The sequence below is a fragment of the Rhodococcus sp. NPDC056960 genome, from assembly GCF_042674125.1.
GTDB lineage: Bacteria > Actinomycetota > Actinomycetes > Mycobacteriales > Mycobacteriaceae > Rhodococcus_F.
The window spans coordinates 328192-342099 of record NZ_JBHURF010000002.1; the positions used below are offsets into that span (position 1 = coordinate 328192).

General features: G+C 69.4%; 11 protein-coding genes. 6 read left to right on the top strand and 5 right to left on the bottom strand.

What is annotated here, in order from left to right; translation table 11 throughout:
- Positions 1–128: 128 nt before the first annotated feature.
- The 3 genes from ACFTWF_RS04555 to ACFTWF_RS04565 all read left to right on the top strand — a co-directional run bounded on the left by ACFTWF_RS04555 (position 129) and on the right by ACFTWF_RS04565 (position 3393).
- Entirely contained in the window at positions 129–1499 is a 1371-nt protein-coding gene (locus tag ACFTWF_RS04555) for an aspartate aminotransferase family protein (RefSeq protein ID WP_378460077.1), read from the top strand.
- A 90-nt stretch (positions 1500–1589) separates the two neighbouring features.
- Positions 1590–2615, top strand: a complete 1026-nt coding sequence (locus ACFTWF_RS04560; RefSeq protein WP_378460078.1) for a phosphotransacetylase — start codon at positions 1590–1592, stop codon at positions 2613–2615.
- A 46-nt stretch (positions 2616–2661) separates the two neighbouring features.
- Positions 2662–3393 carry a sulfite exporter TauE/SafE family protein gene (locus ACFTWF_RS04565; RefSeq protein ID WP_378460212.1) on the top strand — a complete coding sequence of 244 codons (732 nt, stop codon included), beginning with the start codon at positions 2662–2664 and terminating at the stop codon, positions 3391–3393.
- A gap of 7 nt (positions 3394–3400) precedes the next feature.
- Here the strand turns inward: ACFTWF_RS04565 and ACFTWF_RS04570 are convergent, their stop codons facing one another.
- Entirely contained in the window at positions 3401–4306 is a 906-nt protein-coding gene (locus tag ACFTWF_RS04570) for a LysR family transcriptional regulator (protein ID WP_378460079.1), read from the bottom strand.
- Between the two features lie 101 nt (positions 4307–4407).
- On the opposite strand from ACFTWF_RS04570, the gene ACFTWF_RS04575 reads away from it, so the two are divergent.
- From ACFTWF_RS04575 to ACFTWF_RS04585, 3 genes are all read left to right on the top strand, one after another.
- On the top strand, positions 4408–5463 hold the full coding sequence (locus ACFTWF_RS04575) for a YeiH family protein (protein ID WP_378460080.1): 1056 nt from the start codon (positions 4408–4410) through the stop codon (positions 5461–5463).
- Positions 5464–5650: 187 nt separating this feature from the next.
- Positions 5651–6613, top strand: coding sequence for an MBL fold metallo-hydrolase (locus tag ACFTWF_RS04580; protein ID WP_378460081.1), 963 nt, complete (start codon positions 5651–5653; stop codon positions 6611–6613).
- 36 nt (positions 6614–6649) lie between these two features.
- On the top strand, positions 6650–8320 hold the full coding sequence (locus ACFTWF_RS04585; protein WP_378460082.1) for an FAD-dependent monooxygenase: 1671 nt from the start codon (positions 6650–6652) through the stop codon (positions 8318–8320).
- Here ACFTWF_RS04585 and ACFTWF_RS04590 read toward each other — a convergent pair.
- From ACFTWF_RS04590 to ACFTWF_RS04605, 4 genes are read right to left on the bottom strand one after another with little or no spacing between them, the layout of a single operon-like run.
- A complete protein-coding gene (locus ACFTWF_RS04590) occupies positions 8256–10322 on the bottom strand; it encodes a copper-translocating P-type ATPase (RefSeq protein WP_378460083.1) in 2067 nt (688 codons plus the stop codon). The two genes, ACFTWF_RS04585 and ACFTWF_RS04590, sit on opposite strands and share 65 nt — an antisense overlap.
- A gap of 9 nt (positions 10323–10331) precedes the next feature.
- The gene (locus tag ACFTWF_RS04595; protein ID WP_378460084.1) at positions 10332–10682 is read right to left on the bottom strand and encodes a metal-sensitive transcriptional regulator; all 351 of its coding nucleotides are present in this window, start codon (positions 10680–10682) and stop codon (positions 10332–10334) included.
- Complete coding sequence (locus tag ACFTWF_RS04600) at positions 10679–12949, bottom strand: heavy metal translocating P-type ATPase (protein WP_378460085.1); 2271 nt, start codon at positions 12947–12949, stop codon at positions 10679–10681. Before ACFTWF_RS04600 ends, ACFTWF_RS04595 begins: the two co-directional genes overlap by 4 nt.
- The gene (locus ACFTWF_RS04605) at positions 12949–13869 is read right to left on the bottom strand and encodes a hypothetical protein (RefSeq protein WP_378460086.1); all 921 of its coding nucleotides are present in this window, start codon (positions 13867–13869) and stop codon (positions 12949–12951) included. Before ACFTWF_RS04605 ends, ACFTWF_RS04600 begins: the two co-directional genes overlap by 1 nt.
- Positions 13870–13908: the final 39 nt, after the last annotated feature.

Genomic DNA, 13908 nt, shown 5'->3' on the forward strand with positions numbered 1-13908 from the left:
CCAGAAGGGCCAGTTGAGCGTCGTCTGCGGGGACCAGTCTGGACCCATCGAATACCGCTCTTCTGGCCCTGACCTGCGCTCTGCGCCGTCGGTATGTTGTGGGTCACAGCCATTCGACAACGAAGGAGATGGTCGTGGACGTCACCGAATTGCGAGCACGGGCCCGCCGGCACCTCGGACCTCATTTCACCCGCAAGGACACCTGGGAGAGCGACTTCCCGGTGTTCGTTCGCGGTGAGGGCAGCTATCTGATCGACACCGAGGGGGACCGTTTCCTCGACGGTCTGGCTGGTCTGTTCTGTGTGAACATCGGTCACGGCCGCGACGACATCGCCGCAGCGGCGAGCGAGCAGATCGGCACGCTGGCGTACGCCTCGAACTGGGGCAGCGCCCACGTTCCCGCGATCGAGGCGTCCGCGCTCATCGCCGACCTGGCGCCCGGTGACCTCGGGACGACCTTCTTCGTCAACTCCGGATCCGAGGCCGTGGAGACCGCGGTCAAGTTCGCCCGGCAGTACCACCGCAGCCAGGGCAACCCCCAGCGAACCAAGATCATCAGCCGCGAGATGGCTTATCACGGAACCACTCTCGGTGCCCTGTCGGTGACGCAGCTGCCGAAGATCAAGGATCCCTTCGGCCCGCTGCTGCCCGGCGTCCGGTCGGTACCCAACACGCTCGGCTACCTCGGCGACTGCGGCCCGGCCGACCAGCTCGACTGCATCACCGCGATCGAGGCCGTCATCGAGGAAGAGGGCGCCGAGACCATCGCCGCCGTCTTCGCCGAACCGGTGCAGAACGGCCGCGGCGCCCTGGTCCCGCCGGACGGATACTGGCCGGCACTGCGCGCGCTGTGCGACAAGCACGGGATTCTCCTGGTCTCCGACGAGGTGATCTGCTCCTTCGGTCGCCTCGGACACTGGTTCGGGCACGGGCTCACCGGTGTGGTGCCGGACATGATCACGTTCGCCAAGGGCTCCACGTCCGGCTACGCCCCGCTCGGCGGACTGATCGTGCGCGAGCAACTGGTACGCGAGCTCTACGATTCGCCCAAGGGCGGCGTGTTCACCCACGGTGCCACGTGGGGCGGACACCCGGTGTCGACGGCGGTCGCGGTCGCGAACATCACCGCGATGCGGGAAGAGAACGTGCTTGGCAACGTCGCCGCCCGGGGCCCGAAGCTGAAGACCGCACTCGATTCGCTGATGAGTGCGCACCGGTGCGTCAAGGACGTGCGCGGAACGGGGTACTTCTACGCGATCGAGTTGATGGCCGACAGCGACAGCGGCCGCGAGTTCACCGAGCAGGAATCGCTCACCGTGCTGCGCAAGGTGCTGCCCGAGGCGTTCGCCCGCACCAAGGTGATCCTCCGCGGCGACGACCGCGGCGCCACGATGCTCATGATCTCGCCGCCCCTCGTCGCCGACGACGAGGTGCTGTCGGAACTGCTCCACGGCGTCGACAGCATGCTCACCGACATCGAGAAGGCAATCCAGCCGTAGGGGTATCGAGTTCCCTCATTCCAGCGGGTGGCGGTCGTCGACCATCGACGGCCGCCACCCCATTTTTCGTATTGATGGGAGAGCGAGGCCATGGCCCCGGGAGTCACCGCTGCACCTACCTACTCTGCGCAACAGGATGATTCGTCGCTGATCGACGGATGGGTCGCCGCCCTGCGGGGGCAGAATCGGATCGTCGGCCTCGCGGACGGCGAAGACGAACGCGCGATCCGTGCCGCGCATACCCTGCACCACAAGTGCGTCGTCTCGCCGCGCCTGTTCGGGCGCAGGGACGTCATCCGCCGCGTCGCGGAGACGACGGGCATCCCGCTGGCCGAGGAGTTGGTCGTCGACCTCGCCGACGCGGCCGCGGACCCCGCGATCCGCGAAGCCGTCGAAGAGGGATTCGCCCGGTACCCCGACCGGATCGACTCGGCAATGTCCGACCCGGTGTGCCTCACCGCGGCGGCGCTGCGCGCCGGAGTGGTCGACGCCGGCGTGGCCGGTGCGGGCAGGCCGACGTCCGACGTGCTGCGGGCCGGACTGCGGATCGTGGGTCTCGCCCCCGGGTCGAGCATCCTGTCGAGTTCCTTCCTGATGTTGCTGCCGGACGGACGGCAGCTGACGTTCTCCGACTGCGCCGTCGTGCCCGATCCCACGGTCGGCGAACTGGTCGACATCGCACTGGCGGCCGGCGCCACCCACTTCCATCTCACCGAGCAGACACCGATCGTGGCGATGCTGTCGTTCAGCACCCAGGGCAGTGCCCGGCATCCGCGGGTGGAGAAGGTACGCGAGGCTGCGGAACTGGTCCGCGTCCGGGACCCGCAACTGCACGTCGACGGAGATCTGCAGTTCGACGCCGCGCTGGTCGCCGAGATCGGCGCGTCCAAGGCGCCCGACTCACGGGTCGCGGGCCGGGCGAACGTCCTGGTGTTCCCGAATCTCGACGCCGGCAACATCGGGTACAAAATTGCCCAGCGGCTGGGAGGTGCCATAGCCTTGGGGCCCATCCTGCAAGGCTTGGCCGCACCGTGGAACGATCTTTCCCGCGGATGTACCGCCGGCGACATCGAACTGATGGCGCTCGTGAGTGCAGTCCAGTCCCTGGCCACCTGACGCGTCGGACACGGAACGTGCCACCGGAATCGAGAAGGGAGTCGCGTTGACGATGCTCCTCGTCGGTGCCCTGTGCATCGGCATCGCCTCGGTCATCGGCGGCGCCACCGGGTTCGGGACGGCACTGATCGCGACGCCGGTGATGCTGATGGTCGGATTCGCCGTTCCCGAAGTGGTATTCGTCAATCTGACGGCCGGGCTGATCACGCGGATCGGTGCGGCGTATCAACTGCGAGGACACATCAGCTGGGGACGGGTGGCCCTGCTCGGTGGTGGCAGTCTGCCCGGTGCCTGGCTGGGTGCGGTCACCCTCGGACTGCTGCCGGAGCAGTATCTGAAGCCGGCCGCGGGAGTCGTCGTCATGCTGTGCGGGCTGGCGATGGCACTCCCGAACCGGTCCGAGACCACCCGGGCGCCGTCCACGGCCGCGCACGTTCTCACCGGGTCGGTCGGCGGCTACCTCGGAACCACGACTTCCCTCAACGGGCCGCCCCCGGTTCTGTTGCTGATGCGGGCGCGGCTGCCCCCGCTGGCGTTCATCGCCGATCTCGCAGGCTATTTCATTGTCGCCAACATCATGGCCCTCGGCGTCCTGTGGTTCCACGACGAGATCACGGAGTCGATGTTCTGGCCACGACTCCCGGTGTTCGTCGCGGCCGCGCTGATCGGCAACCTCTCCGGACTGGCGATCGCCCGCCGCCTCCCGCCGGGGGTGTTTCGTTCCGCGGTCATCGTGCTCGTGATCGCGGCCGGTGCGACGACGTTCCTCCTCGGATGAGCGTCGCTCAGTGCTCGGCCCCGACCCGGCGGACCAGTCGCACCAGTTCGCCTGCGGGACCGTCGAGCTGACGCGCACCCCGCCACACGGCCCGCAGCACCCGGTCGAGCTCGAGGCCGTCGACGTCGATCACCTTCAGCTCGCCGGCGGCAACCTGTTCCGCGACGGCGAGGGTGCTCATCACGGCGGGGCCGACCCCGGCCAGCACGCTGGTGCGGATCGCCGCGGCGCTCCCGAGCTCGAGAAGTGGTGCCGCCCGGTCGTATTCCTGCAACGCCACGTCGAGCGTGGTCCGGGTGCCGGATCCCGGTTCCCGCACCAGCAGCGGTGTCAGAGCCAACTCGCTGACCGACAGGGCCTTCCGCCGCCGCGCCCACGGATGGGTGGGATGAACGACGACGACCAACCGGTCGCGTGCGACGGTGATGCTCTTCAACGGCCGGGGTACCGTCGGCGATTCGACGAACCCGACGTCGCAGGTCCTGCTGTTGATCCGTTCGAACACCTGAGTCGAATTGTGCACCTGCAGGTGAATGGTCACGTCGGAGTGCAACCGGCGGAACTGTCCCAGCCAGCCCGGCATCAGGTGTTCCGCCACCGTCATGCTGGCGCCCACCGTCAATTCGGCGGTGCGTTCCGCACGCAGCCCCTCGGCCACGTCGAGCAGTCGGCGCGTATCGGACAGCACCCGGCGCGCCCAGTGCGCGATCACGGTGCCCTGCGGCGTCAGGATCGAGCCCGTCGGGCTGCGCTGCAACAGCGTCATGCCGAACTGGCGCTCGAGTTGCTTGATGGCACGACTCGCGTTCGGCTGCGCCATTCCCGCGAGTCTGGCGGCGGCGCTGAGGCTTCCGTGGTCGTCGACGCCGACGAGTAACTCGAGCACGGGAAACTCCGGCCATTTGCGGGACATGCATCGAGTATATGACCCTGGCGCAAGACATATCAGGATGATATGTGTTCATGCCGAAATGACGGCTATCGCAAAGTGCTGCAGTGCCGGACCGTAGAAGCATGAGTAGTCAACTGAGCGAATCGAAGTCCGAGGAACAGCGCGTCGAGAGCCCGGCAACGCTGCCGCGACTGCAGAGCGCCATGGCCACTCTCCTGCCGGGTCTGGCGCTGTGCGTCGTGGCCACCGCCGTCGCCATGGGTGTCGGACGGTTCCTTCCGACGGTGAGCCCGCTGCTGATCGCCATCGTGCTCGGCGCGATCCTGTCGAACATCGTGCACCTACCCGAACGGCTCCGGCCCGGACTGCAGTTCTCCGCCAAGAAACTGCTGCGGGTGGGCATCGCCCTCCTCGGGCTGCAGCTGATGCTCAGCGACATCCTCGGGCTCGGCTGGGGTGTCATCGTCGTGGTGGTCTCGATCGTCTGTCTCGGGATCGTCGGGACGATGTTCGCGGGCAAGCTGCTCGGCCTCAGCTGGACGCAGCGCCTGCTCATCGCGTGCGGGTTCTCGATCTGCGGTGCGGCCGCGGTCGCGGCGGTGGACGGGGTGGTGGACGCAGAGGAGGAAGAGGTGATCACCGCGGTTGCGCTGGTCGTCATCTTCGGCACCCTCATGATTCCCGCGATCCCCCTCCTCGCGCGGGCCCTGGGACTGTCCGACACCGACGCCGGCCTGTGGGCGGGTGGCTCGATCCACGAGGTCGCGCAGGTGGTCGCCGCCGGTGGCGCGATCGGCGGTGCCGCCCTCGGTGTGGCCGCAGTGGTGAAACTCGCCCGCGTGCTCGTGCTCGCGCCGGTCATGGCGGTGCTCAGCGTGCGGCAGCGCACCCTCGCCGGCAGCGACGCCGACGTGAAGCGTCCCCCGCTGATCCCGCTGTTCGTCGTCGCCTTCCTCGTCTGCGTCGGTCTGCGGTCCACCGGCATGCTGCCTTCCGGCCTCCTCGCCGACGCGAAGATCGTGCAGACCGCGCTCCTCACCGCCGCCATGTTCGCCCTCGGCGCCGGCGTCCACGTCTCCACCATCAAGAAGGTCGGCGCCCGCCCCTTCGTCCTCGCGACCATCTCCACCGTCTGGGTGGCGTCGATTGCGCTGGTCGGGGTCCTGTTGGCGGGGTGACCACCCGGCCCCTCCCGAACGAACGGGACGCTCGTTGCGTCAGATGCAACGAGCGTCCCGTTCGTCGTGCGTGGATCCGGGAGAGCCGGGGCGGCGCCGAGAAACTTTAATCAAGGCTTTCATTATTCTGTGATCCGGGTTACTGTGGCACCCATCAGTCAAACCTTTGATTAGTTAGGTGGATCGCATGAGCCCCACGAGCTTCGCTTCGTCGGCCGACCTCGGTGAGAAGGAGCAGACCCTCGAGGTCCTCGCCGACGGCGTGTACGCCCTCACCGCCGAGGGGGATCCGAACATCGGCGCCATCGAGGGTGAGGACTTCGTCGTCTGCTTCGAGGCGCTCGCCACCCCGGTCGCCGCCCAGGACTGGCTCCGCAAGCTGCGCGAGCACACCGACAAGCCGGTCCGCTACCTGGTGCTCTCGCACTACCACGCCGTCCGCGTGCTCGGCGCGTCCGCGTTCGACGCCGAGACGATCGTGGCGCACGAGACCACCCGCGCCCTCATCGAGGAGCGCGGCAAGGAAGACTGGGCCAGCGAATTCGGGCGCATGCCGCGTCTCGCGAAGGGTGCCGACTCGGTTCCCGGACTCACCTGGCCCACCCTGACGTTCGCCGACAAGCTCACCATCGACCTCGGCGGCGGCCGCGGCGACCTGGTGCTGCAGCACTTCGGCCGCGGGCACACCGAGGGCGACGTCGTCGCGTGGCTGCCGAAGCAGAAGATCCTCTTCGCCGGCGACCTCGTCGAGGCGCAGGCCGCGCTGTACACCGGCGACGCTTTCCACCGCGACTGGTCCACCGGCACCCTCGATGCGATCAAGGCGCTCGGCGCGGAGGTCCTCATCGGCGGACGCGGCGCCGTGTCCCACGGCCGGGAGGCCGTCGACGCCGCCATCGAGCAGACCCGTCACTTCATCGAGGTCATGCTGGCCGAGGTCGGGGCCGTGCAGCAGCGCGGTGGCACCCTGAAGGAAGCATTCGAGGCCACCCACGCCGCACTCAACGAGCAGTACGGGCACTGGCCGATCTTCGAACACTGCCTCCCGTTCGACGTGTCCCGCGTGTGGGACGAGCTGTCGGGCATCGAACGGCCCGTCATCTGGACCGCCGAGCGTGACCGCGAGGTCTGGGACCAGTTGCAGGGCTGAAATCCGTCACCGTTTCACACTCATAAGGCGAGGATCATGGGAAGACGACACACCCGCGGCGGCACCGTCACCGTCGTGGGCAACGGCCCGGTGGGGCAGACGACCGCGTTGCTGCTCGCCCGCTGGGGCATACCGGTCACGTTGCTCGACGCGCGGGCCGAACGCGACCCGATCGGATCGAAGGCCATCTGCCAGCAACGGGACGTCCTCGAGGTGTGGGACGCGATCGGCGTCGGCCGGAAACTGGCCGACGAGGGTGTGACGTGGGGATGCGCCCGCACGTTCCACCGCGACCACGAGCTGTTCGCGCAGACGTTCGTCGACCGCGGCATCTCGTCGTTCCCGCCGTTCGTCAACATCTCGCAGGCCCGCACGGAGGAACTGCTCGACGAGCAGATCGCCGCGTCGCCGTCGATCGACGTCCGCTGGGGGCACGAGGCCGTCTCGGTGGATCAGGACGAGACCGGTGTAGCCATCACCTGTCGCACCGACGACGGTGATCGCGTGATCGAGTCGGACTACGCGGTGGTCGCGGTGGGGTCGCGGGGCAGCGCGATCCGGCAGCAACTGGGCGTCACATTCGACGGCCGCTCGTTCGACGACAAATTCCTGATCTGCGACATCGCCGCCGACATCCCCGGCTGGGCCGACGAACGCCGCTTCTACTTCGACCCGGAGTGGAACCCGGGCCGCCAGGTGCTCATCCACCCGTGCCCCGACTCGACGTTCCGCATCGACTGGCAGGTGCCCGGCGACTACGACCTAGAGGCCGAGGAACGGTCGGGGGCGCTGGACGAGCGGATCCGGAAGATCATCGGCGACACCGACTATCGCATCGTGTGGAAATCGGTGTACCGCTTCCACTCCCGCGTCGCCGACCGGATGCGCGTCGACCGGGTGCTGCTCGCCGGCGACGCCGCCCACATCGTGTCACCGTTCGGTGCCCGCGGCCTGAACTCGGGCGTCGCCGACGCCGAGAACGCCGCGTGGAAACTCGCGTTCGTCCTGCGCGGCTGGGCGGACGAATCGCTGCTCGAGACGTACCACACCGAGCGGCACGCGGCCGCCGTCGAGAACATCGCCGTCACCACGGCGACAATGGACTTCCTCGTCCCCCAGTCCGAGGAACAGCACCGGCACCGGCGCGACGTGCTCACCGCGGCGGTCACCGACCCGCAGGCACGCGCGCAGGTGGACAGCGGTCGTCTCGCCGAACCGTTCTGGTACGTCGAATCATCTTTGACCACAGCCGATCTGGGTCGTCCGTTCGCGGGACGACCCGAGCGTGGCAGCACGCCGGCCGCCGCGCCGGGAATCCTCGTGCCCGACACCCCGGTGACGCTGCGCGGTGGCGGCGTGACCCGCCTGCGTGAGATCGCCCGGCACGGCGTCCTGCTCCTCGCCGGTGACGGTGTGGACGTCGACGAGATCCGCGGCGCGGCCCTGGGCGCGGTGCACACGCCGATCCGGATCGCCCGGCTGTCCGAGATCGACACCACCGGAGTCCTCACCGCCGCACTGGGTGCCGCTCCCGGTGAGGTGTGGGTCATCCGTCCGGACGCCTACGTCGCCGCGGTCACCGACTCGGTCGACGGGCTCGTCGCGGCCCTGCGACGACTCCACGGATCCGAGCCTGCGGCCGTCACGGCCGGTTCCCGCGCAGCCGTTCGGGATTCAGATCGAGTCTTCGCAACAGCTGGGCGTTGAGCGCGACCACGATGGTGGAGACCGACATCAGGATCGCCGCGACCGCGGGGGAGATCGCGACCCCGGCGAACGCGAGCGCGCCGGCGGCCAGGGGGACGGCGATGATGTTGTACCCGGTGGCCCACAACAGGTTCTGCCACATCTTGCGGTAACTGGCCAGCGACAGGTCGATGATCGACAGCACCGCGCGGGGGTCGTCGGAGGCGAGCACGACGCCGGCTGATTCGATGGCGACGTCCGTGCCGGCCCCGATCGCGACGCCCACGTCGGCGCGGGCGAGTGCGGGTGCGTCGTTGACCCCGTCGCCGACCATCGCGACCCGGTGACCGCGCTGCTGCAGCGCAGCCACCTCGGCGTCCTTGTTCTCCGGCAGCACGTCGGCGAACGCCTCGTCGATCCCGAGGTCGGCGGCCACGGCGTCGGCGACCTGGCGGGCGTCGCCGGTGATCATCGCGACCGTCACGCCCCGCGTGTGCAGGGCGTCGATCGCCTGCCGGGACTCCTCGCGGACGGCGTCCTCGAGCGCCACCGCACCGAGCACCCGGCCGCCGCGGACCACGTGGAGGACGGCGGCGCCGCGGGCGACCCAGGATCGAGTGATCGACGTGATGTCTTCGGGGACTGTCACTCCGAGCTCCGCGAGCATCGCGGGACCGCCGACCGCTACTTGTGTTCCGTCGACGTTCGCGCGCACCCCGCGCCCGGGCAGCGACCGGAAGTCGGTGGCGGTGCGGCGGGACTCGGCGGGCACCTTCGCGGCCGCGTCGGCGACGATGGCCCGCGCGACCGGGTGCTCGCTGTCCGCCTCCACCGCCGCGGCGAGGGCGAGCAGTTCGGTGTCGCCGACACCGGCGGTCGCGGCCAGCCCGGTGACGGCATGCCGGCCCTGGGTCAGGGTGCCGGTCTTGTCGAACAGGACGACGTCGACGCTCCGCATTCGTTCGAGCGCCAATCGGTCCTTCACCAGCACACCGGCCTTCGCGGCGCGCTCGGTGGAGATGGCGATCACGAGGGGTATCGCCAGACCGAGCGCGTGCGGGCAGGCGATCACCAGGACGGTGACGGTCCGGACCACGGCCTCGTCCACGTTGCCGAGCATCGACCACACGACGAACGTGAGAAGCCCTGCGATGGAAGCGAAGTAGAACAGGAACGCCGCGGCGCGGTCGGCGAGCGCCTGCGCGCGGGACGAGGAGGACTGGGCGTCGGCGACCAACCGTCGGATGCCGGCGAGGGCGGTGTCCTCGCCGACGGCGCCCACCCGGATGCGCAACGCGCTGTCCGTGGCGACGGTCCCGGCGACCACGGTGTCACCGACCGACCTTGGGACGGGGTTGGATTCGCCGGTGATCATCGACTCGTCGACCTCCGCGCGGCCGTCCGCGACGGTGCCGTCGGCGGGGATGCGGCCCCCGGCCCGCACGAGCACGAGGTCGCCGGTGGCGAGTTCGGAGACCGGCACCTCGGTGACGCCGTCGTCGGTGACCCGGTCGGCGGTGTCCGGCAGCAGTGCGGCGAGTGCGTCGAGGGCGCCGGACGCCGACCCCAGCGCCCGCATCTCCAGCCAATGCCCGAGCAGCATGATGACGATGAGAAGCGCCAGCTCCCACCAGAAGTCGAGGTCGAACCCGCCGATCTCGAGCGTGGTGACCCACGATGCGACAAACGCGACCGTGATCGCCATGCCGATCAACAGCATCATGCCCGGCCGCCGAGATCTCAGCTCACGCCACGCGCCGGTGAGGAACGGTGCGCCGCCGTAGAAGAAGATCGCGGTGCCGACCACCGGCGGAATCTCCGACGCACCGGGAAAATCGGGGACCGTATAGCCGAGGAGGTCGGCGAACATGGGGCTGAACACCACCACCGGCACCGACAACGCCAGGCTGATCCAGAACCTCCGCCGGAACACTTCGCCGTGCGCGCCGTGACCGGCGTGCTTGTCGGAGGTCGTCGGTGTGGCAGATACCTCTCGTGTCTCCGGGCCGTGCGCGTGCGACATGCTCCACCCCTAGGAACGGACGAGACGCGCGATGGCGTCGGTGGCTTCCTTGATCTTGGCGTCGGCCTCGGAGCCGCCCGCGACGGCGGCGTCGACGACGCAGTGGCTGATGTGATCTTCGAGCAGTCCGAGCGCGACGGCCTGCAGCGCCTTCGTCATCGCGGACACCTGGGTGAGGATGTCGATGCAGTACTTCTCGTCCTCGACCATCCGCTGGAGGCCCCGCGCCTGACCCTCGATGCGGCGTAATCGCTTGAGGTAGTCGTCCTTGGCGCTGATGTACCCGTGGCCGGCGGTGTGGTCGTGGTCGGTGTGGTTCTGGTCGGTGTGGTCCTGGTCGCTGTGCGGTTGCTCGGTCATGAGTGTTCCCCTCGGGTGGGAGTGGTCAGGGGCTGGAAGCGGCGCAGTCGCAGGCTGTTGCTCACGACGAACACCGACGAGAATGCCATGGCGGCGCCGGCCAGCATGGGATTGAGCAGACCCGCCGCGGCCAGCGGCAACGCCGCGACGTTGTAGGCGAAGGCCCAGAACAGATTGCCCTTGATCGTGCTCAACGTCTTGCGCGACAACCGGATCGCGTCGGCCGCGGCCCGGAGGTCGCCGCGCACCAGCGTGAGGTCGCTGGCCTCGATGGCCACGTCCGTGCCGGTGCCCATGGCAAGACCGAGATCGGCCTGCGCGAGCGCGGCGGCGTCGTTGACCCCGTCGCCGACCATCGCGACCACCTTGCCCTCGGCCTGCAAGCGCTTGATCACGTCGACCTTGTCCTGGGGCAGCACCTCGGCGATCACCTCGTCGATGCCCACCTGGTCGGCGATGGTCCGGGCCGCGGACTTGTTGTCGCCGGTGAGCATGATCGGGGCGAGTCCGAGTTCGCGGAACTGCGACACCGCCTCGCGGGACGTCGGTTTGACGGTGTCGGCGACCACCAGGACGCCGCGCGCCGTGCCGTCCCAGCCGATCCCGACGGCGGTCTTGCCGTCCGCCTCGGCCGCGTCGACGGCGCGCTGCAGTTCGGGGGTGAGATGCAGCGACCAGTCGCGGAGCAGCTTCGCGCGGCCGATGACCACAGCGTGCCCGTCGATCATTCCCTGGACGCCGAGTCCGGCGACGTTGGTGAACTGGTCGACGTCCGGGAGCGTCGACAGCCGTTCCGTCGCGGCGCGCGTGATCGCCCGTGCGATGGGGTGTTCCGACGCGTGCTCGAGTGCGCCGGCGAACCGGAGAACCTGCTCCTCGTCCTGACCGTCGGCGGCGACCACGTCGTGCAGCGACATCGTGCCGGTGGTGACGGTCCCGGTCTTGTCGACCACCACGGTGTCGACGCGCCGGGTCGATTCCAGCACCTCCGGTCCCTTGATCAGGATGCCCAACTGCGCGCCGCGTCCGGTGCCCACCATCAGGGCGGTCGGGGTGGCGAGCCCGAGCGCACACGGGCACGCGATGATGAGGACGGCGACGGCGGCGGTGAACGCGGCCGCGACGGAACCGCCGGTGCCGATCCAGAATCCGAGGGTCGCGACCGACAGTGCGATCACGATCGGCACGAAGATGCCGGAGATCCGGTCGGCGAGGCGTTGCACCTCGGCCTTGCCGGTCTGCGCGTCCTCGACCATCCACGCCATCTGCGCGAGCTGGGTGTCGGCTCCGATACGACTCGCGCGAACCACGATTCGGCCGCCGACGTTGACCGTGGCACCCGCGACCTCGGAGTCGGGCGACACCTCGACGGGCACGGATTCACCGGTCAGCATCGACGCGTCCACCGCCGACGAGCCTTCGACGACGACGCCGTCGGTCGCGATCTTCTCGCCGGGACGGACCACGAAGAGGTCGCCGACCTCGAGGCGGTCGATGGGGATCAGCTGTTCGGTGCCGTCACGCAGCACCGACACCTCCTTGGCGCCCAGTTCGAGCAGCGCCCGCAGCGCCGCTCCGGCCCGGCGTTTGGCGCGGGCCTCGAAGTAGCGGCCGGCGAGGATGAACGTGGTGACGCCTGCCGCGGCCTCCAGGTAGATGTTGCCGGTCCCGTCGACCCGCGCGATCGTCAGCTCGAAGGGGTGCGTCATGCCCGGCATGCCGGCGGTACCCCAGAACAATGCGTACAGCGACCAGCCGAACGCGGCCAGCGTGCCCATCGACACCAGCGTGTCCATGGTCGCGGTGCCGTGCCGCAGATTCGTCCAGGCGGCCTTGTGGAACGGCCACGCACCCCACACCACCACCGGGGCCGCGAGGGTGAGCGACAGCCATTGCCAGTTGGTGAACTGCAGCGCCGGGATCATCGCCATCGCGATGACCGGCACCGTCAGCACCGCCGACACGAGCAGCCGCTGCCGCAGCTCCGCCGCCGGGTCTTCGTCCTCCGGGGCCGGGGGCTTCACCTCGGGCAGCCGGGCCGTGTATCCGGCCTGCTCCACCGTCGCGACGAGGTCCTCCGGAGAAACGTCGGCGGCGTCGTAGTGGACGCGGGCCTTCTCCGTCGCGTAGTTGACGGTCGCGGTGACGCCGTCGAGTTTGTTCAGCTTCCGTTCGATGCGGTTGGCGCACGATGCGCAGGTCATGCCACCGATGGCCAGTTCGATCTGGGAATCGGGCGGTGCGGCGATGTCGGTCGGGCGGGTCATCACTCCTCCTCCGGTCCGGCGGTCACGGTGAACTCGGCGGTGTGGACGACGCCGGCGTGCTGGAAGTCCAGGAACAGCCGGTAGTCGCCCGCGCTGGGTGCGGTGACCGCGAAGTCGATCCCCGGGCCCGCACCGCCGTCGCCGGGATGCCCGTCGGGGTGAACGTGCAGGTAGCCGAGGTCGGTGGTGCGCAGCGCCACCAGGTGACCGTAGGCGCCGAGGTACGGCTGCAGATCGGTGACGGGCTGTCCGTCGCGGCTCACCGAGAGGGTCACGTTCGACGTCTCTCCTGGCCGGATTGCGCCGTCGAGGGTCACGGTGTAGCCGTCCACGGTGGCGGTCGGTGTAGGCGCGGGCAGTGGCTGCGGGTCGTACGTGCCCGCGACCCGCAGGTCGGTGCCCAGGGTGAGCCCGTCTCCGCCGGCCGGGGTGAAGTCCGCGAACACGCGGTAGTCGCCGCCGCGGGCGACGTCGAGGGGGACGGTCCAGGTGCCGGACGCGTCGAGCGTGGGGTGCACGTGCTGGAAGCCGGCGAGGTCCCGGCGCACGACGATCAGGTGCAGCGGCTTCTCGTGCTCCTCGGTGTAGTCCGTCACGGGTACCCCCGACGGGTCCGTGATCCGGAACTGCACCGGGACCGCCGGGCCGGCGGTGATCTGGTCGGCGGCGAGTTCGAGGGTGTAGCCGTCCGCGGTGGGCGTCAGTCCGCCCGGGGTGGGGTCGGCTACGGCGTCATGCCCTGCGACGTCGTGACCGGCCGCTCCGTGCCCGTCGTCTCCGGTCGAGTGCGCGGCGTCTCCGGTCGAGTGCGCGGCGGGCTCGGCGACATCCGGGCCGGCGACCGACCCGAGCGCGAGCGCGGCGCCGAAGATCACGACCAGACCGACGGTGAATCCGGCGAACTTGCCGGTTGCGTTCATGGTGGGCTCCTGTAGTGGAGTGCCGGCTCAGCCGGCGGT